General features: G+C 55.5%; 21 protein-coding genes. 9 read left to right on the top strand and 12 right to left on the bottom strand.

The features are described 5' to 3' along the window. Window positions 1-9: 9 nt before the first annotated feature. The 9 genes from N909_RS0108490 to N909_RS0108455 all read right to left on the bottom strand — a co-directional run bounded on the left by N909_RS0108490 (window position 10) and on the right by N909_RS0108455 (window position 5,635). The gene (locus tag N909_RS0108490; RefSeq protein ID WP_029914052.1) at window positions 10-1,482 is read right to left on the bottom strand and encodes a monovalent cation/H+ antiporter subunit D family protein; all 1,473 of its coding nucleotides are present in this window, start codon (window positions 1,480-1,482) and stop codon (window positions 10-12) included. Between the two features lie 73 nt (window positions 1,483-1,555). Then, window positions 1,556-3,040, bottom strand: coding sequence for a proton-conducting transporter transmembrane domain-containing protein (locus N909_RS0108485; protein ID WP_029914050.1), 1,485 nt, complete (start codon window positions 3,038-3,040; stop codon window positions 1,556-1,558). Continuing rightward, a complete protein-coding gene (locus N909_RS0108480) occupies window positions 3,037-3,426 on the bottom strand; it encodes a cation:proton antiporter subunit C (RefSeq protein ID WP_029914048.1) in 390 nt (129 codons plus the stop codon). Before N909_RS0108480 ends, N909_RS0108485 begins: the two co-directional genes overlap by 4 nt. 3 nt (window positions 3,427-3,429) lie before the next feature. After that, the gene (locus tag N909_RS26040) at window positions 3,430-3,909 is read right to left on the bottom strand and encodes an MnhB domain-containing protein (protein ID WP_211253938.1); all 480 of its coding nucleotides are present in this window, start codon (window positions 3,907-3,909) and stop codon (window positions 3,430-3,432) included. Window positions 3,910-3,924: 15 nt separating this feature from the next. After that, window positions 3,925-4,203, bottom strand: a complete 279-nt coding sequence (gene mbhE / locus N909_RS26035) for a hydrogen gas-evolving membrane-bound hydrogenase subunit E (protein WP_211253937.1) — start codon at window positions 4,201-4,203, stop codon at window positions 3,925-3,927. Continuing rightward, on the bottom strand, window positions 4,200-4,445 hold the full coding sequence (locus N909_RS0108470; protein ID WP_029914047.1) for a Na(+)/H(+) antiporter subunit B: 246 nt from the start codon (window positions 4,443-4,445) through the stop codon (window positions 4,200-4,202). Before N909_RS0108470 ends, mbhE begins: the two co-directional genes overlap by 4 nt. A 3-nt stretch (window positions 4,446-4,448) precedes the next feature. After that, a complete protein-coding gene (gene mnhG, locus N909_RS0108465; RefSeq protein ID WP_029914044.1) occupies window positions 4,449-4,766 on the bottom strand; it encodes a monovalent cation/H(+) antiporter subunit G in 318 nt (105 codons plus the stop codon). Further along, a complete protein-coding gene (locus N909_RS0108460; protein ID WP_063336388.1) occupies window positions 4,763-5,113 on the bottom strand; it encodes an MrpF/PhaF family protein in 351 nt (116 codons plus the stop codon). The genes mnhG and N909_RS0108460 overlap by 4 nt, the downstream gene beginning before the upstream one ends. Next, window positions 5,114-5,635 (bottom strand): Na+/H+ antiporter subunit E, encoded by a 522-nt coding sequence (locus tag N909_RS0108455; protein ID WP_029914040.1) that lies wholly within the window; start codon window positions 5,633-5,635, stop codon window positions 5,114-5,116. A gap of 722 nt (window positions 5,636-6,357) precedes the next feature. On the opposite strand from N909_RS0108455, the gene N909_RS0108450 reads away from it, so the two are divergent. Next, window positions 6,358-7,143, top strand: coding sequence for a carbon-nitrogen family hydrolase (locus N909_RS0108450; protein ID WP_029914038.1), 786 nt, complete (start codon window positions 6,358-6,360; stop codon window positions 7,141-7,143). 178 nt (window positions 7,144-7,321) lie between these two features. Here N909_RS0108450 and N909_RS0108445 read toward each other — a convergent pair whose 3' ends face one another. Then, window positions 7,322-7,669 (bottom strand): hypothetical protein, encoded by a 348-nt coding sequence (locus tag N909_RS0108445; protein ID WP_029914037.1) that lies wholly within the window; start codon window positions 7,667-7,669, stop codon window positions 7,322-7,324. 285 nt (window positions 7,670-7,954) lie between these two features. Here N909_RS0108445 and trxB point away from each other — a divergent pair, with 285 nt between their 5' ends. Both trxB and N909_RS0108435 read left to right on the top strand, forming a co-directional pair. After that, entirely contained in the window at window positions 7,955-8,908 is a 954-nt protein-coding gene (gene trxB / locus N909_RS0108440) for a thioredoxin-disulfide reductase (protein ID WP_029914035.1), read from the top strand. Window positions 8,909-8,990: 82 nt separating this feature from the next. Then, entirely contained in the window at window positions 8,991-10,520 is a 1,530-nt protein-coding gene (locus N909_RS0108435) for a YifB family Mg chelatase-like AAA ATPase (protein WP_029914033.1), read from the top strand. 81 nt (window positions 10,521-10,601) lie between these two features. Here N909_RS0108435 and N909_RS0108430 read toward each other — a convergent pair whose 3' ends face one another. Then, window positions 10,602-10,829, bottom strand: a complete 228-nt coding sequence (locus tag N909_RS0108430) for a NifU family protein (protein ID WP_029914031.1) — start codon at window positions 10,827-10,829, stop codon at window positions 10,602-10,604. Between the two features lie 188 nt (window positions 10,830-11,017). Between N909_RS0108430 and moaC the strand changes: the two genes are divergently transcribed. From moaC to N909_RS0108400, 6 genes are all read left to right on the top strand, one after another. Continuing rightward, on the top strand, window positions 11,018-11,500 hold the full coding sequence (gene moaC, locus N909_RS0108425; RefSeq protein WP_029914029.1) for a cyclic pyranopterin monophosphate synthase MoaC: 483 nt from the start codon (window positions 11,018-11,020) through the stop codon (window positions 11,498-11,500). Next, the gene (locus N909_RS0108420) at window positions 11,497-12,003 is read left to right on the top strand and encodes a MogA/MoaB family molybdenum cofactor biosynthesis protein (RefSeq protein WP_029914027.1); all 507 of its coding nucleotides are present in this window, start codon (window positions 11,497-11,499) and stop codon (window positions 12,001-12,003) included. Before moaC ends, N909_RS0108420 begins: the two co-directional genes overlap by 4 nt. A 296-nt stretch (window positions 12,004-12,299) precedes the next feature. Then, window positions 12,300-13,475, top strand: a complete 1,176-nt coding sequence (locus tag N909_RS23760) for a (Fe-S)-binding protein (protein ID WP_084167607.1) — start codon at window positions 12,300-12,302, stop codon at window positions 13,473-13,475. A 54-nt stretch (window positions 13,476-13,529) separates the two neighbouring features. Next, window positions 13,530-15,785, top strand: a complete 2,256-nt coding sequence (locus N909_RS0108410; RefSeq protein WP_051689617.1) for a molybdopterin-dependent oxidoreductase — start codon at window positions 13,530-13,532, stop codon at window positions 15,783-15,785. Between the two features lie 13 nt (window positions 15,786-15,798). Further along, on the top strand, window positions 15,799-16,638 hold the full coding sequence (locus tag N909_RS0108405) for a TIGR04282 family arsenosugar biosynthesis glycosyltransferase (protein WP_029914023.1): 840 nt from the start codon (window positions 15,799-15,801) through the stop codon (window positions 16,636-16,638). Then, window positions 16,631-17,617: a DUF169 domain-containing protein gene (locus N909_RS0108400; protein ID WP_051689616.1), complete on the top strand. Its 987-nt coding sequence runs from the start codon at window positions 16,631-16,633 to the stop codon at window positions 17,615-17,617. The genes N909_RS0108405 and N909_RS0108400 overlap by 8 nt, the downstream gene beginning before the upstream one ends. Window positions 17,618-17,772: 155 nt before the next feature. Here the strand turns inward: N909_RS0108400 and N909_RS0108395 are convergent, their stop codons facing one another. Beyond that, complete coding sequence (locus tag N909_RS0108395) at window positions 17,773-18,519, bottom strand: Rossmann-like domain-containing protein (RefSeq protein WP_029914019.1); 747 nt, start codon at window positions 18,517-18,519, stop codon at window positions 17,773-17,775. Window positions 18,520-18,881 lie beyond the last annotated feature (362 nt).

The following is an 18,881-nucleotide window of genomic DNA, read 5'->3' as shown; positions in this document are numbered from 1 at the left end:
GACCTCAACTCAGGGGAATAGTGCCAAATGGGCGAGGCGAAGGAAAATATCCGGGTAAAAAAACAGTGCCACCGATGCGCAAGCGGTCAGGGACAGGGGGACCAGACACAACATGGGCGCTTCCTTGACCCCGTCGTCGAAGACCGGATCCGCCGCTTTAGCAAAGTAGCCGCGATAAACGATAGGGAGAAAATACGCGGCATTAAGCAGGGAACTGGTCAGCAGCACAACCAGCAACAACATCTGATGGCTGTTGACTGCGCCGATGACAAGATTCCATTTACTGATGAAGCCACCCAGCGGTGGCATGCCGATGATGCTCAGTGAGCCCAGGAAAAAGGCCAGGTAGGTGATCGGCATTCGCCGCCCCAGACCGTCCATCTGACTGATATATTTTTTTCCGGCCGCAACGTAAATCGCTCCGGCGCAGAAGAACAGCGTGATCTTGCCAAAGGCGTGCATGGCAATATGCAGCAATCCGCCGGTCATCCCCGCTGCGGAGAGCATCCCTGCGCCCAAGACCATATAGGAGAGTTGGCCGATGGTGGAATAGGCCAGCCGCCGTTTCAGGTTGTCCTGGGTCAGGGCCACCAGGGACGCGACCAGGATGGTGACTGAGGCGATGGAGGTGATGATCCAGCCGAAATGAAGGGAGAGCAGTTCCTCCGGCCCGAAGATGAAGAAAATAACACGCAGAATCGAAAAGACCCCGACCTTGACCACCGCAACGCCGTGCAAAAAAGAGCTGACCGGGGTCGGTGCCACCATTGCTGCCGGCAACCAGCCATGAAACGGCATCAGGGCGGCTTTGGCAAAACCATACAGAAACAGCACCAGGACCAAGGCCAGTAATTGCGGAGAGGTGCCGGTACCGGTCAGGATGCCGCCGGATTTAAAGTCAAGGGTACCGGCCACGGAGTAAACAATGATCATCGCCGGCAGGGCCAGGCCAATGGAGGTCCCGAGGATATAGGTCAGGTATTTGCGCCCCGACTGTTTTGCTTCGGCATTCTGCTCATGGGTGACCAGCGGATAGGTCGACAGGGACAGAATCTCGTAAAACATGTACAGGGTGAGCAGGTTGGCGGAAAAGGCCACCCCCAGGGTCGCTGAAATGGCAACCGCAAAGGAGGCATAATAGCGGGTCTGGGCGTGCTCGTTCAGGGTCCGCATATAGCCGATGGAATACAGGGAAGTGAAAAACCAGAGGATCGACGCCACCAGGGCAAAGAACATCCCCATGGCATCCACTCGCAGCGCCAGCGCGACCCCGGGCAGCACCCGGGCAATGGTGAATTCATAGCCGCCACCGGCCAGCACGGCGGGCAGCAGAGACGCGACAATAATGATTTTGCCAAGGGCAATCAGCAGGGTCCAGCTTTCCCTTAAGTTCGGGCTGCGGCCGGACAGCATGATTGGGATTGATCCAATCAGGGAGATTAATATGGCTGCTAGCGGCCAGATCGAGATGTGATAGCTCATAGTCAAAATTGCCCTGTCCTTAAATCATTCCAGTGGATAAAATCACTGCTCATGTGCAAAAAAACACAAAACATCAAAAAACAAGCGGTGCGGCCCATTGGCGGATGGTGTCGACCAGTGGTCCCGAGTTGAGGCCGATGATAACCAGAAGTGCTGCTGCGACAATGAGCGGAATTTGCATGCTAAGGGGTGCTTCGGCGATTTTTTCCGTCGGATGGTGCTGGCCCGGCCGTAAGAAATAACCGATCTCAATAATGCGGAAAAACAAAACGGCATTGACCAGCGAGCTGAACAGCAGCGCAACCACGTACTGCCATTGGCCTGCTTCGATCCCGCCGAGGATCAGATACCATTTGCTGAAAAAGCCTGCTGTCGGGGGCACCCCGATCATGGAGAATGCGCCAACGGTAAAAGCGGCCATGGTGACCGGCATCTTGCGGTAAACGCCTCTGAGATTGTCGAATTCGAGATCGCCGAGCTTGTAGAGCAGCGCTGCCGCCGCCAGGAACAGGCAGAGCGTCATCATGGCGTCATTGATAATGTGCAGGATCGCTCCGGTCAGCCCGATTTTATTGGCCAGCCAGACCCCGCCAACCATATAGCCGACTTCAGCGACGATAATATAGGTCAGCATTCGTTTCAGATTGCTTTGCGCCAGGGCCATGGCCGAACCGCAGATAATGGCGATGGTCGCCAGCCAGACGACGCCCTGGTGAACCAGTGGATTATGTAAAAACAGGTAATCGATGGAAAACACCGAAAACATGATCCTGATCATCAGGTAGATGGTGACTTTGGTCATCAGCGGCGCAGAGATCATGGCGGTGCCGGTCGGGGCCAGGGAATAGCCGTTGGGCAGCCAGCCGTGGAGTGGAAAAAAGGCCATCTTGACCCAGAGTCCGACCAGAATGAAGGCCACCGCGGTGGCCACCGCAGCGCTGCCGCCGGTGGTGGTCTTGAGGATGTTGGCAATATCGGCCATATTCAGGCTGCCGGTCATCAGGTACAGGTATCCGACGCCGAGCAGATAGAAGCAGGCGCCGATGGAACCCATGATGATGTAGTTGAAACTTGCCAGAGGCGCCCTGCCCGGCCCCATGGCGATCAGTCCATAGGTGGTGATGGAGGTGATCTCCAGCAGGACGTAGAGGTTGAAAGCATCACCGGTCAGGACCAGACCGAACAGCCCGGCAATGAAAATCAGGTACAGGGTAAAGAACATGTATTCTTTGTCCGGCAATTCCTGAAAGACTGATTTCAGGGCCGAAATTGTTGCCAGTAGGGCGACACTGGAGATCACCACCAGCATCAGCGCTGACAGGCGATCGACGACCAGCTCTATGCCGTAGGGTGGTTGCCAGCTGCCGACCGTATAGGTGTAACCCCCGCCAACCATCACCTGCCCCAACACAATAACCGCCAGAATCGTTGAAACGGACAGGCAACCGATGGCCAGCGGCGCAATCCAGGATTTGGACAGGCGGCCGAACAGGTTGACAAGGAATGCCGTCAGCAGCGGCGCGGCGAGGACAAAAAGGGGAAGATTTGACGCACTCATTTGCCGAGTTTCTCCAGGATTTCTCCCTCTTCGAGGGTTCCGTATTCACGATAGATGCGCTGTAAAATCGCCAGCGCAACTCCGGTGACACTGACAGACACGACAATCGCCGTCAGCATGAGGACATGAGGAAGCGGATTGACAATGGTGGCAATGTCGATGCCGTGCTCCAGGACCTCATGTTTGTTGAGAATAGGAATTCTGGCTCCCTGCTTAACCCCGGCAGAGACAAACATCAGGATGATGGCGGTCTGAAAGATGTTCATCCCGATCAGCTTTTTGACTAGGTTACCTTTGCCGATCATGGCATAGAAGCCGATCATCATCAGGATGACATAGATCCAGTAGTTATATTTCGAGACGACCAATTCAAGAAACTGTTCCATGATTTAAAGACCCTCGTCCATTTCGCCTTTTGATCCCAGGACCCAGAAGAGCGCGGTCATGATACTCATGACCGCCAGGCCGACGCCGACCTCGACGATGAAGATTCCCAGGGACCGCCATTCGATGGGGCCGAGGGGGAGCAGCTTGTCCAGGGCGCTGTAGTCAAGGAACATCCCACCCATGATGGCGCACAGGGCCGCGGTTCCGGTATAAATCAGGGCACCGATATTGCCAAAGATGCCGTTGGTTTTTTCAGACATGTAGTGCATGGAAAATTTCTGGTCAAAGGCCAGAGACAGAACGACAAAGGAGGCGCCGAGAATAACCCCGCCCTGAAAACCGCCGCCGGGGCTGTAATGGCCGTGAACAATGACATAAAGACCGAACAGCTGGATGAATGGGACCAGCATGCGGACTGCGGTCTGTATGATGAGACTTTCTCCAAGTTTTTGTCTGGCTGTTCTTTCCTGCAGTAGTTTCATGGTGTCTCCGCCTGATCAGTCCTGTTTTTTCTTTTTGCGCAAGATCCCCATGACCGCAAGGCCGGCGCAATAGATAACCACGGTTTCGAACATGGTATCGTAACCGCGGTAATCACCGAGGACGGCGGTCACGACGTTGGGTACGTGGGTTTCGGGGACAGCGTTTTTAATGAAGTAGGCCGACAAGTGCTGTGCGGCAGGGGAATTGGGGTCACCAAACGCCGGAAAATCCATGGTCCCGTACAGCAGCACGGCACCGGTGACAAGGGTTGTCAGCAGAGCGAGAACTTTCAATCCTTACTCCTTCTTGTCGTATTCAGGATAGCTGCAATAAACAGTACAGTACTGATTCCTGCGCCAACTGTTGCTTCGGTAAAGGCGACATCAACTGCGCCCATTTCCGCCCACAGCAGGCACATGAGAAAACTGTACACACCGAACACAATCGTCGCGCTGAGCAGGTCTTTGACGGTAATGGCTGCAATCGCACAGACCACAACGAGCAGAAGAATCAGTAAATCAAGAGCCCAGATCATTGATTATCTCTTCTTTTTGGCCCAGGGAACCACTCCGATCACCAGGGCCGTTTTGGTGATGGCATGGGTTGCAGTCGGACTGGCAACATAGATGAACACCGCGATCAGCATGATTTTGATCGCCACCAGGATATTGCCCAGGGTGAAATCCTGTAATTGATACAGGGCCACGCCGATAACAATCAGCACCGCGGCCAGGGAGTCGGATTTGCCCGCCGCGTGAAGGCGACTGTAAAAATCCGGAAAGCGCAGGACGCCGATAACGCCGATGGTAAAAAAGAACAGGCCGGTCAGCAGAAAGAAGATAATCAGCGCACTCATTCGGCATCTCCTTTCGCCGTCGCGGTGGATTCATTGACAATGGGCGCTTCGCGATCGAGAAAATCCCCCAGGGTGTCGTCTGAATTCTTTTTGCGCAGAAAATACCTGGTTGCTCCCAAGGTTGCGATAAAATTAAGCAATGCATAGGCAATGGCAATATCGACAAACATGGCCAGGTCGCCGTAAAGAATGCCGATGAGAAGCAACAGAGTGGTCGTTTTGGTCCCGATGATATTTCCGCCGAGAATGCGATCCAGTATGGTAGGCCCACCGATCAGGCGGATCATACTGAGCAGCATCAGCAGAAGCAGCGCAATGGCTGTAAACAGGACAACGTTGTCGATCATTTAGTGACTCTCCAAGGCTTTTGCAACCTGGCGCTCCATCTCTCCGGGCAGGCCGGCGGCTGCTTTTTTGGTCAAAGCGTAGACAGCAATCTGGTTTTCAAAAATATTGACGGTAATGGTACCGGGGGTCAGAGTAATGGATTGCGCCATGGCGACTTTGGAGATCGGCCGCTTCAGGGATGTTTCGAAACGGAACAGGTGCGGGTCGATCTTATCCATCATGCGCGGATGAAGAACAATATAAGTGATTTCCAGGTTCGCCAGGACAATTTGCCAGAGCAGATATGGCAGATAGCGAATCATGCCGAAAAATTCTCTGATCCAGGGCTGGTCCTCTTCCGGAAACAGCAGGCTGCTGCTCAGACAGGAAACAATCAGACAGGAAACAATTCCTAACGAGAAATGAAAGGGGTCAAACATGCCGGACATGATGATCCAGAAAATCAACATGATGAAAAAAGTCGCAATCTTGGCCTTCATGACATAAAACTCCAGCAGCGCAATCAGACGACTGCCGGGCATGCAGAGACATCGTCCGGCAGTCTTGGAAAAGCGGCGGAAAAATTCATCCCGGGGACCGATGAATATAAAGTCCGGGGCAGAATCGTAGCGTGTTTTATCGTTAACAAAAAAGCAAATGGTATTGAACTGGAAGCAACACCCTGTAAAATTTGTTTTTCTGTATTTTAAAAAGTCATGAGGCGGGCCGTAAAATTTGTTTTCGGCAACCGTTAGTCATTTCAGCAAGTTTTAAGCATATCTAACATGAGAAAAAAGCATGGTCAACAAAATCCCATATCTCGTGTTTCAGAACCTCTAGATAGGACGTGCTGGGAAAAAAGATCTATCTGTCGGGATTTTATCTGGCTCCATTCTGTTACGAATAACAATAAAAATTTTCGATATCAACTCCTGTTACATGATTACCAGCATTATTGAGCGAGCACAAAATGTGCCAAGCGCAGAAAAATCCGGCTCTTAAAACCGACCAGGCTCAAGGAGAACCGAGTGGCCTTGCCCCGATCATGACTAAATTCTTATAATCTTTTTGTTTTTCTGGCATCATTGGGCTTGGTTCGGACGGTGGACAGAAAGCGCTTAAGCTTGCTTTGCCGGGATTGCCCGGGACTGTCCGCTGCAAAAATGAATCAGGCTGCTCATTTTTGAATCACTTGCGTATGGAGTGACTTGTGCCACAATGTCAAAAAAGGAAGACTATATTTGTGACAGGGAGATGAGATTCAATGAAACAACTGGTCTGTTCATCAATACAGTTCAATATCGCCCTGGGTGATATTGATGCCAATCTTGATAAAGCCGGAGCGGCTTTGCGCCGGGTCGCCGACCGCGGCGCTCGCCTGGCGGTTTTGCCCGAGATGTGGAGCTGTGGCTATGATTACAGCCGCATCAAACAATTGGCCGGAGAGACACCCAGGGTTCTGGCCGAAATGCAGGAAATCGGCGACAAGCTGGAGCTGGTCACGGTCGGCAGTCTGCCGGAACTGGACGACGGTAAGATCTATAATACGGCTTACGTGATCGACCGCGGCCGGGTGGTCGGTCGTTACCGCAAATTACATCTGTTCTCGGCCATGCGCGAGGATCTGTTCCTGGCTGCCGGAAACGACAGCCTGGTCGTGGATACCTCGGTCGGTCGGCTGGGCATCGCGATCTGCTATGACCTGCGCTTCCCCGAGCTGTTTCGTAAATTGGCCCTGGCCGGAGCTGAAATCATCTGCCTTCCCGCCGAATGGCCGAAACCGCGGCTTGAGCACTGGCAGACCCTGGTCCAGGCCCGGGCCATTGAAAACCAGCTGTTTGTGGTGGCCACCAATTGTCAGGGGGTGCAGGGAAAACTGGACTTTTTCGGCGCCAGCCGGATCGTTTCCCCCCTCGGACACCTGCTCCAGGTTGCCGGGGAAGAGGACACTGAACTGGTGGCAACCTGTGACTTTGCCGAGATGGAAAAATACCGTCAGCAGATCAGGATCCTGGAAGATCGGCGTGCCGACATCTATGGGACCCCCTGATAAGCGGCATTAGCTAGTTTTCATCTGGAAACGGCCCTTTTCCGCCGTGACGGTGTCAATCTGCGGGCTTATTTGTGCGGCGTAAAGAACTACCCCTCCGCATAAGCCCTTGATTCCTTGCCACAACGAAAAATTGCTCGTTTCCAATCTGAAAACTAACTAACTGCAGCAGCCGCGATCATTCGGCCATGGGCTGCGCGGAATCACGATAACGGGCGGGAACCTGTTGCAGGCTGTCGGCAAACTGCAGGTTCCCGTCAGCATCGACATACAGGTAACGCCGACTGGCTTGCTTGGTTTTTGGGGGATGGGTTTTGGCACTGATCACGGTGTTGATGGGATCGGCCGGAGCAGCTATCGAGCCGTTCAACAGGCCGATCAGGCGACTGCGGAAATCGACATAGAACTCCTGGGTCTGCTTTAACCCCGGGGCAGGCAGGGGCAGTTGCACCATCAACTGGTCGAAGCCCAGAGACAGGGCCAGAATGACCACCAGCCACAGGAAATATTTGATCAGTTTCAACATCTGGGGACTCCTGAATAATCGCGCCATATTACCTGCTAATGGGGGGAAAGACAAGCTGCGGCGATTTTTCCGGGATGCTGCTGAAATCTGGTCGACTGAGTTCCTGGTCTGCGATTGAAATTGAATGAATAATTGATTTTGCATGACGGTCGGTATGAGTGGGCTTTTGCTGTGCCGGCAAAGGTTTGCGGCCTGACTTTTCCCGCCCGAGCCTAGGGAGTTCCATTTTCCCCCGGGATATGCAAGAATGCGCATTTGTTTGTTGCCATGCAAGGAGTTCTCACCATGAGTGAAACACAATATGATGTGATTATCATAGGCGGCGGTCCGGCCGGAATGACGGCGGGTCTGTACGCATCTCGTGCCTGCCTGAAAACCCTGATGCTGGAGAAGATGATCCTGGGGGGGCAGATGATGACGACCACCCTGGTTGAAAACTGGCCGGGGTATCCCGGCGGCATCGAAGGACCCGAACTGATGATGCGTTTTCAGGAGCATTGCACCGAATTCGGACTGGAAACCGGTTACGGCAGTGTCGACAAGATCATTGATAACGGAGCGACGAAAACCCTTGTTGTCGATGGCAAGGAAATGACCTGTAAAGCGGTTATCATTGCCACCGGAGTGGTGCCGAAAAAACTTGGGGTCGAGGGGGAAGCGGCTCTGGTCGGCAAAGGGGTCTCCTATTGCGCGACCTGTGACGGTGCTTTCTTTCGGAATGTGCCCATCGCGGTGGTCGGCGGCGGAGATACTGCAGTTGAAGAGGCCCTTTATCTGACCCGCTTTGCCAGCAAGGTGACCCTGATCCATCGTCGTGATCAGCTGCGGGCAACCAAGATTCTGCAGGACCGGGCGTTGGCCAATGAGAAGATCGAGGTGGCCTGGAACTCGGTTGTCGACAGTTTGGAGTCGGATAAAAGTGGATTGACCGGCGCCGTTCTGCGCGATACTCAGAGTGGGGCGACTCGCAGCATCGAGCTGCAGGGGATCTTCGTCGCTGTCGGGGTTACCCCGACGACGGCTTTTGTTGCCGATCTGTTGGAAACCAACAAAGAAGGTTATATTATCGCCGGCGAGGATACCCTGACTTCGGTTCCCGGAATTTTTGCTGCCGGAGATTGCCGGACCACAGTGCTGAAACAGGTTTCCACAGCGGTCGGTGACGGGGCTGTGGCCGCGATTATGGCTGAAAAATATATTGACGAGTTGGAGCATCTGGAAACACATCCGGAAGGTTGATTTAGCCGGGTTCATGCAATAAGACCAGCCGGGCATTGGTTGGTGTGTCAAACCGGATGCCCGGGATCATCAGGGGGGGGGAATGCTAGCCAAGGTCTGTTCAGGGGCCTTGATCGGGATAGATGCCTATCCGGTCGAGGTCGAAGTCGATATTGCCCAGGGATTACCGCAATTTTCCACGGTCGGGCTGCCCGAGGGGGCGGTCAAGGAAAGCAAGGATCGGGTCAAGTCGGCCATTAAAAATTCCGGCTATGATTTTCCAGCCCGCCGGATCACCATCAATCTTGCCCCGGCTGATATCCGTAAGGATGGCGCTGCCTTTGACCTGCCCATTGCCATCGGTTTGCTCTGTGCAACCGGGATTGTCGATAAAGAGAAGCTGGACCGTTTCATTCTGCTCGGCGAACTGTCCCTGGACGGGCGGATCAAACCGGTCCGCGGAGTCCTGCCGATTGCCGTGGCCGCCAGGAAATGGGGCGATTATGCCCTGATCCTGCCGGCGGACAATGCCGAAGAGGGGGCCGTGGTTGCCGGGCCGGATATCTTTGCCGTGCGCGACCTTGGTGAAGCGGTCTCGCTGATCAACGGGACCACGGTCATCGAGCCGTTTCGCTCTTCCGTGGTTCGCCCGGAGCAGGCGGTGCTCGTTGAAGGGGAAGATTTTTCAGAGGTGCGCGGTCAGGAGCATGTCAAGCGGGCGCTGGAAGTTGCTGCGGCCGCAGCGCACAATATTTTGATGAGCGGTCCGCCCGGCAGCGGCAAAACCATGCTGGCCCGGCGTCTGCCGACCATCTTGCCCGATTTCTCCTTTGAAGAAGCCCTTGAGACCACCAAGATCCATTCGGTGGCCGGACTGCTTTCGCACAATCATTCCTTGCTCGAGCAGCGACCGTTCCGTTCCCCTCATCACACCATCTCCGATGCCGGACTGATCGGTGGAGGCAGCTATCCGCGCCCCGGCGAGGTTTCCCTGGCCCATCGCGGAATCCTCTTCCTTGATGAATTTCCCGAGTTCAAAAAAAATGTTCTGGAGATGCTGCGGCAGCCCCTTGAGGACGGCCAGGTTTCCATCAGTCGGGCAGCCCTGAGTCTGACTTATCCGGCCGATTTCATGCTGGTGGCGGCAATGAACCCCTGCCCCTGTGGCTTTTTCGGAGATTTGCAGCATGATTGCAGCTGCACCCCGGCGATGATTCAACGTTACCGCAGTCGGCTGTCCGGGCCGCTGCTCGACCGGATCGACCTGCATGTCGAGGTGCCGCGGGTTCCCCATAAGGATCTGACCGATATCCGGCCGGCGGAAACCAGCGCGACGATCCGCGCGCGGGTCAATCAAGCACGGAGCATTCAGCGCGAACGGCTGGCGCCTTTCGGCCTGCTGACCAACAGCCAGATGCAAGCCCGCCATATCCGGCGTTTCTGCCAGCTCGACAGCGCCGGGGAGCGGCTCCTTGAGCAGGTCACCGATCGGCTCGGGTTGTCGGCGCGCAGCTTTACCCGGATTCTCAAACTGGCCAGAACCATTGCCGATCTCGCCGGAGCCGAGCAGATCGATACCAGTCACTTAAGTGAAGCCATTCAGTATCGGGGGCTGGATCGCAAGACCGTCTAGCCGGCTGCCGAAACCGTCCCGGCGCAGACTTGGCCGCCTCAGCGTTTTGGCCGGGAACAGCCTGAGTGCCGACCAGGGCACTCAGGACACCAGCTGGACTTCGATTTTTGCTTCCGGGAACTCTTTTTTAATAGCCCTTTCAACGCGCAACCGGTGGGTCCAGACCGTCGCCAGGCAGCTGGCGCAGTCTTCCCTCTGTTCCAGGCAGATGGTGCCGTCTGTCTGGACTCCGGTCAGTTCGATTTTTCCGCCCTCCCCCTCAATGCCCGCTTTTAATCCTGCGATGATCTCCTTGATTTCATTCTCCATCGTTTCCTCCTTTAGCTTGCTGACGTAAAAAATTCAGTCCGGGTCGGGTGTCTGTCTGCTGTTGGCCGATCCTTGGCACTTTGTGTGCAAAGTTGTTCCGAAAAGATTCATTAAGTAAACGATTTGCCATAAATGTGCCAAACCGAACAAGGGCGGCGACATCACCACAGAACAGGGGAGGAACTGGTATGAATTTCAATCACTTCGATGAACGGGGAAACGCCGTGATGGTGGATGTAAGTGCCAAAAATAAAACCTTGCGAACGGCTACGGCTGAGGCCGTGGTGGTGATGCCACCGGCGGTGCTTGAAGCAATTCAAGACGGTGGCATCGCAAAAGGGGACGTGCTGGGTACCGCGCGACTAGCCGGGATCATGGCAGCGAAGAAAACCCCGGATTTAATCCCCTTGTCCCATCCGTTGGCGCTTCACTCCGTCAGCGTTGATTTCGCCCAGGAACTTGCTGATGGCGTGGTCAGGGTGAGCTGTACGGTCCGGGCATTCGAGCGAACCGGGGTGGAAATGGAAGCAATGACCGGAGCAGCGCTGGCTGCTTTGACCATTTATGACATGTGTAAGGGGAGCGACAAGTCGATCAGTCTCAAAGAGGTCAAACTGATTTACAAAGAAGGTGGAAAAAGCGGTGTCTATCGAAGGGAGGAGCGGGGATGAAACGATTCAAGGCAGCCATATTGACGTTAAGCGACAAGGGTGCGCGCGGGGAGCGGATCGATGAAAGCGGGCCGGCGCTTGCCGCCTGGCTGGCCGGCAATGGGGTCAAGACGGTCAGAACCCTGATTCTGCCGGATCAGTTTGATCTGATTACCGAAGTTCTGGTCGATTGGTCCAATCGTGCCCTGGCCGAGTTGATCCTGACCACTGGCGGCACTGGGTTATCGCCTAGGGATGTCACCCCGGAAGCGACCGAAAGCGTGGTCGAGCGGCTGGTGCCGGGTCTAGCCGAGCTGATGCGGCTGTGCAGCCTGGACAAAACCCCCATGGCCGCACTGTCGCGAGCCGTAGTCGGAATTCGGCGGAATTCACTAATTGTCAACCTGCCGGGAAGCCCTAAGGCGGCCCTGGAAAATATTGCCGCGATCTGGCCGGCGATAGACCATGGAATTGCCAAGATGTGTGGCGATCCGGAAGATTGCGCACGGCAGTTCAGCTGGTAGTTCGAGGCTTGTCTCAAAATGAGACAGGTGCCTGAGAGCGTCCCAAAATAGATCCTTAGACAATGGGAATGGGCCGAACTCTCACGGCCGATCAAGGAGAGGTCGGGGAAAAGCGAACCGGCTGGCGGCATTTGCCGGGGTAGCATCAGTGGCATGATCTTTGCCTCTTCATCCCAGGCAGAGGTTGTCGGCAGGGGTGGCTCTTGAGCCTCGGTGATAGAAAATTCTTGGATGTTCAACGTTGAGCAAAGCCGCTGCCGAACAAGCATTGTTCAAGTCGGCAAGGATGGTCGCAGATGACAGCAGTAACCGACAGGAGTCGTTCTGTTCTGGAGCGTTTTCGTACTGATTGTACAGGGTGCGGTCTCTGTTCCCGATCCTGTGAAATATTGATGCAATTAGCAGTGCCCCCGGCCGAGTTGGCGGAACAGTTGGTCGCCGGGGCCAGGCTGGCAGAGTCGATGGAAAGCGCCGTTCAGCACTGTGCTCTGTGCGGTCTGTGCAGTCAGAGCTGCCCTTTGGACCTGAATCCGGGCGACCTCTTTCAGGCGGCGCGCGAGGTGTTGATGGAGCAGGAGCGCATCGACCCGCTTGCTTACCGCCCCATGCTGGTCGATCAGCAAGCGCACTTTTTTTCCCTTTATCGGCAATCCTGGGAAATTGATTTCAGTGATCTGGAAAAGTTGACCGGACCGACCCTGTTCTGGCCTGGTTGCAGCCTGGCCAGCTTTGCCCCGGAGTTGACCCGGGCAGCCCATCGGTGGCTGCAGCAGCAAGGGTTTGAGGTCGGTTTCAGTGCGGACTGTTGCGGACTGCCGTTGCACAATATCGGCCTGGGACAGCGGGGCGAACAATACCTTGCCCGGCTGGCGAAACAGTTTGCCGCCAAAGGGGTCAAGCAACTGATTACCGCCTGCCCGAATTGTTACTATCACTTCCAAAATTCTCTGACCGATATCAAGGTCAGTTCCCTGTTTACGCTGATGGTCGAAGCCGACCTGCGGCTTGCCGGCCAGTCAGGTGTGACCGTTCATGATTCCTGCCCTGATCGCGCCAGCGGGCAGATCGGTCAGGCGCTGCGGACCCTGTTGCAGGGCGCGGAGATCGTGGAAATGACCCACCACGGCAGTGAGACTCTCTGCTGCGGGGCCGGCGGAATCGTCTCCATGGTCAATCCGGAGCTGAGTCAGGCCAGGGCCGAACGCCGGGCGGCCGAAATCGCCCAGACCGGGACCGAAACCTGCGTCAGTGCCTGTATGGCCTGTGTCAAGCGTTTGCAGGGGACAGCCAACCTCAGCGCCGTGCAGGCGCAGCAGTGTTCGGAACCGGCTCGGGTTGTGCATATCCTCGAATTGATATTCGGCATCGAGATAGATCACGACCGCTTGCAACAACAGCTGGAACTGATGTGGCAGGGTGAACTGGGGCAACGCAATCTGGCGCTGTTGAACGGCGCAGGTCAAGAAGAGTGACGTGACGTGCGCGGTGCCGCTATGCCGCTGGCATGCTGAGAGAGGACAGGAGAGATGAGTTCTGAACCCGGAAAGAATCGTTTTATCGCTCGCAGACGGCGCAAGGCGAACTGCCGACTCTGCAGTTATCTCTGCGGAATCGAGGTGTTCAGCGAAGGCAATAAAATAGTTAAAATAAAGCCTGACCCTGAAAGATATCCATATAATGAGGGTATTGTTAATGGTTGCCGGCGTTTCCATAGCAATGTGGAATTCTTGTATCATCCGGAACGGATCAATTATCCGCTGAAGCGCAAAGGGGAGCGCGGCAGCGGCCAGTGGCAACAGATCAGCTGGGAAGATGCCCTCGACGAGATCGCTGAACGCCTGCTGGAGTTGAAAGCGCAATTCGGCGGCGAAACCCTGGCCACCTCCATCGGTGGACCGCATACCACCTTCTGGCCCCTGCATCGCTTCCTGAACCTGTTCGGCAGTCCGAATAATATGGGGATCGGTCAGATCTGCTGGAATCCCTCGATCTGGGTCAACAGCCTGACCTTCGGCTGGCCCCTCGAAAACGAAATCGACCCGGAGACCACCGAATGTCTGATTCTCTGGGGCGTCAATCCGGCTGAATCGGACAATTCCCTGTTCTGGCGCACGGTCCTTGCCTACAGCAGAACCGGCAAACCGCTGATCGTCGTCGATCCACGCCGCACCCGAACCGCTGCCTTGGCCACCCAGTGGTTGGCCCCGCGCCCGGGCAGCGACGCGGCCCTGGCCCTCGGTTTACTGCAGGTGATTATTAACGAGCAGTTGATCGACGCGGCTTTTATCGAACAATGGTGTCATGGTTTCAGCCAGCTGCGCGACCGGGTGCGGGCTTATACCCCGACCCATACCGCCGAGCTGACCGGAATTCCCGCCGCACAGATCATTGCCGCTGCCCGCAGTTATGGCCAGGCCCGGCCGGCCTCGATTTTTCACGGTCGAGGCATCGACCAGATCGGCGCCAACAGCATGCAGGTTCACCGCGGCATCGCCTGCCTCAAGGGGGTGACCGGCAATGTCGACCGGCGCGGAGCCTCGCTGGTCTCGGAACGGCCCGATTATATCCCGGAAATCGATCTGGAATTGACCGAACGGCTCAGCGCAGAGCAGCGCAGCAAGCAGCTCGGGCGGGAGCGGATTCTCCTGCAGAGTTATGCCGGTTACGAGCGATTGACGCAGGAAACCATGAAACACGGCAAGCGGTTGCCGGCCCGCTATCTGACCTCGGCCCAGCCGAACCTGGTCTGGCGGGCCATGCTGAACGGTGTGCCGTATCCGATCCGGGCCATGATCGTCAGTGGTAGCAACCCGCTATTGTCCCAGGCGGACAGCCGGCTGATCGAGCGCGCGCTGCGCAACCTTGAGCTGAGTGTCTCCCTTGAGCTGTTTCACAACCCGGTCACCGCCCTCAGCGATTATGTCCTGCCCATGGCCGGCAGCCTGGAAAGACCGGTGTTGCAGACCAATGCCGGTGTTGCCAACCTCGCCTATGGCGGACCGGCAGCAATCGAACCGCTGTTCGAGCGGCGCACCGATTTCGCCTTCTGGCGAGACCTCGGGATTCGCTGCGGTCAGAACCGGGAGTGGCCTTGGCAAACCTTTACCGACAGCCTTGAGGATATCGTCGCCCCTCTGGGTATGGATTGGGCCGGTTTCTGCCAGACCGGACTCTATTGTCCACCGCCCAGCTACGGCAAGCATGAACAGCTGCAGCAAGCAGGACAGCCTGGCTTTGCAACGGTCAGCGGAAAAGTCGAACTGTATTCCGAACTGCTTGCCGAACTCGGTGCCGAACCGCTGCCGCAGCATCAGGCCTGTGCCAAACCAACCGCGGAATTTCCCCTGACCCTGATCAGTGGCGGGCGCAAGCAGCCCTACTGGGCTTCGTCCTTCCGCCAGCTGCAGACGCTGAAAAAGAATAATCAACAGCCGGAAGCTGAAATCAGTCTGGAAACCGCAAGTGATCTGGGTTTTGTCGACGGCCAGGAGGTGTATGTGGAAACCGCTCGCGGCCGGGCAAAATTCACCTTGAAAATCTGTGCCATGAAAGAACAGGTGGTGAACGTGGACTACGGCTGGTGGTTCCCGGACCAGGACCTGACCGAACCACACCTGGGCGGCCTGTTCGAGGCCAATGCCAACCTGCTGACCCAGGCTGATATTGAGGACGCCGATCCCCTCCTCGGCCAGTGGAAATATAATGATATCCCGTGCCGGATCTATCCGGTTGACAGTGAAAAATCGGACCTTTCTGAGAACTGTAGCCTGTCCGAAGCCTAAAGGAGCACTAATTATGAGCAGTCAAAAGCACGCGCTGATTTTTTTCACCAAAGTCCCGACCCCCGGGCTGACCAAAACCCGCCTGACCAAAGAGGCCGGTGGTATTTTTACACCGGAAGAGGCCGCCGATCTTTATCGGGCGGTGATGCTCGACACGGCCGAGGTCGGGTTCCGGGCTCTTGAACTGTTGCAGAGTGAAGTCAGCAACGGGCAGGACAGCTATGATTTCTTTGTCTGTGCCACCCCTGCCGCTGATCATCCCCGCCTTAAAGAGATTTTTGCCGAAATTGAAAGCGATGTACCCCTTCACTTCATTGCCGACCAGGGGAGCAACTTCAACGAACATTTCAACGATTCGTTTCAGCAACTCTGGGCGCGTGGTTATGCCAGTGCTGTGGCCATCGGCGGTGACCAGCCGCAGATGACCACCAACAATATCATGCAGGCTTTTCGCTGGTTGAGACGTTTTGGGGCCGAGGAGTCAGGGCTGGGGCTGGTGCATTGCCCCTGCCAGGCATGTGGTGTCTCTCTGGTCGGGATGACCAGTAAAACGCCGATGGATTTCGAAGGGGTCTTTTACAATACTGACGGCGTCTCCGCCCTGGATGCGATCATCAACATCTGTGAAGCAGGCAATATCCCGGTGGCCGCCCTGGAGACGGTAGCTGATATCGACAATACCGAGGACCTGGCCCATGCGTTGAGCCTGGCCCATTCGCAGCAATATACCAGCCGTTTTCAACCCGAGGTGGTGGTTCCCCAACGGTTCCTGGCCTGGGCTGCAGAAGTCGGGCTGGCGGTTTGTACCCCCCCCAACAGCGACCATGATCCGCGGGAGTTGATCGATGCCTGAAGTCCGGGTTAACCAGCAACGCTGCACCGGCTGTGGGATGTGCGTCAATTTCTGTCCGGTGGATGTTTTCGAATTACAGCAGATCGCGGCTGACCAGCACAAAATTGCCAGCCCGGTGCGGGAGACGGAGTGCTGGGCCTGCGACACCTGTGTCGGCCAATGTCCGGTCAATGCCATTGAGATTATAGAGAATCACGCCGAGGCCGAGCTCCGGAAGCAACAGGTTCAGCCGAGCGCTCCTCCGTTGCCGGATGAAGAACGCGAGCTGTATCGGGAGTGGCACCAAGTCCTCTTCGATACCCTGCGTTTGCGCTGGAACCCAGTGGCGATTTCACTGATTCGTCAGGATCAAGCGCTTCCCGATGTGGCCATTCCAAGGGTCAAGCTTCGCTTTTGTCAATCCCTGATGATGGCTCGGCGCGGCAAATCCCTGCTCATGCCGGCCCAATGTCATGCCTGTCCGGATGGCACCCATATCCTTGGTTTGACGGAAATCCCGCCCAAACTGGCCAGCGGCGAAATGTATATCCATTTCCGCAAGCTGGATTCCATGGAGGCGGCCCGGCAGATGATCAAGGAACGGCCGCGCCTGCCGGAACGCTCCACCAAGGCGACCCTGGTGACACCGCTGCACAACGCGGCGGCCACCCCCGACGTGATCGCCATTATCGCCAATCCGGAACAGATCATGTGGCTCTGCATGAGCGCCGCCTATTACACCGGGCATCGTTTCGATTTCCACGCCAGCGGCTACAATGCCCAGTGTGTGGAGACCACCCTGCTCCCCTATACCAGCCAGAAGTTCAATATTTCCTTCGGCTGTTACGGTTGTCGGGCCAGTTCGGACGTCAGCGATGACCTGATGTTCATGGGCGTCCCGCGGGCACAGATGTCGGAACTGATCAAGGGGTTGCAGAAGCTCGGCCAGAAGGCGATTACGGATTCGCGGAACAAGATCTACTTGCCGCCCAATATCTGAGTTGTGGGGCGGCTATTGCCGACTGCCACCGGGTATCTAACATCCGCGAAATAGAACTCTCAAAATAGCTTGAAAAAAAGACAGTGCCGATTCCGTTAAGGGATCGGCACTGTCCATATCCGGGTCATGATCCGGTCCTGCCAGGCTGTTGAAGCCTAGGCTGCCTGGAGACAGAGTCTGTTCAAGTTGAGCAGTGCCGCGGCTGCAGCGATGGTTGTGCCGAAAAAATAAAGAGGCTTGTGATAGGTTTCCGCATGGCTGAGCAGTTGCGGAAGAGAATTGTTGACGATGGTTGAGCCGGTCGCCAGCAGAACGTCACAGGCCTGGAAAATCTCTTCTCCCCGGCTGGCTCCGTCCCAGATCTGCACGCCGTATTTTTCCTTGCCGATATTATCCTGATCAAGATCCGTCACCCTGACCTTTTCTGGGCCAAGGAGTTGACAGAAATTATCGATGATGGCCGGTTGAAAACCGATAATCCCAACCCTGACACCGCTGCCGTGCTGTTCAAGAACCTTTGCGGCAATTTCCCGGGCACAGAGCTCCGGTTCCTGGTTTTTGCAGTGTACGGTTCTGTCTGCCTTACCCAGATAACGCATCACCGCATTCAGGGTCGCGATAAACAAGGCTCTTTCCCCATTGTGACGGAGTTCCAGGTTGAGAATAGCGCTGATTTTGCCTGTGAAATTCATCGGCATATCCGTAAAAGACTGCCCCAGCGCGCCTTTGAATTCCGCTTGGATCAAACTCTCTTTCCCCTGCAGCAGAGGAAAGTCCCGGCGCTCGGTCTCGCCAATGGCTTCGACGGTACTCAATTTTTTGGCGGTGATGTTGATGTCGCTTTCGAGCAGGCCGTTTTCACGGGCTATTTCGGTAAATGAAGATTTCAGCTGATGAAACATGACAAGTCCCTCTCAGAGTGTTCAGCAAGTGGTTGTGGTGGATGAACAAGGGCGAGAGAAAATAATAGCCCCTGGTGGTAAGAATGCCAAGGGGGGAAGGGAGAAGATAACGATTAAGATGTGTATTATGGCAGGAGCTTATTTTGGCGGATATTTTTACTCCATACAAGGCAGGCCGGTCTTGTCATTGAGTTAGGGTTTGAAATTGACAGAGAGTCCTGAAGTTTTCTGAAATAAGGGAATCGTTTGCAGCCATCGTCCAAAATTGCAGGGGCAGAATCAGGTGCGGCCCCTATGGTTTCTCGTGAACAGGTTTAATAACGACAGCGATGTTAAGGCTTAGTGATTACCTTGCATACGTC

The organism is Pelobacter seleniigenes DSM 18267 (genome assembly GCF_000711225.1).
Classification (GTDB): Bacteria; Desulfobacterota; Desulfuromonadia; order Desulfuromonadales; family Geopsychrobacteraceae; genus Seleniibacterium; species Seleniibacterium seleniigenes.
Note: the sequence above shows the minus strand (reverse complement) of the source record. Positions and strands in the feature narration are given on the sequence as shown.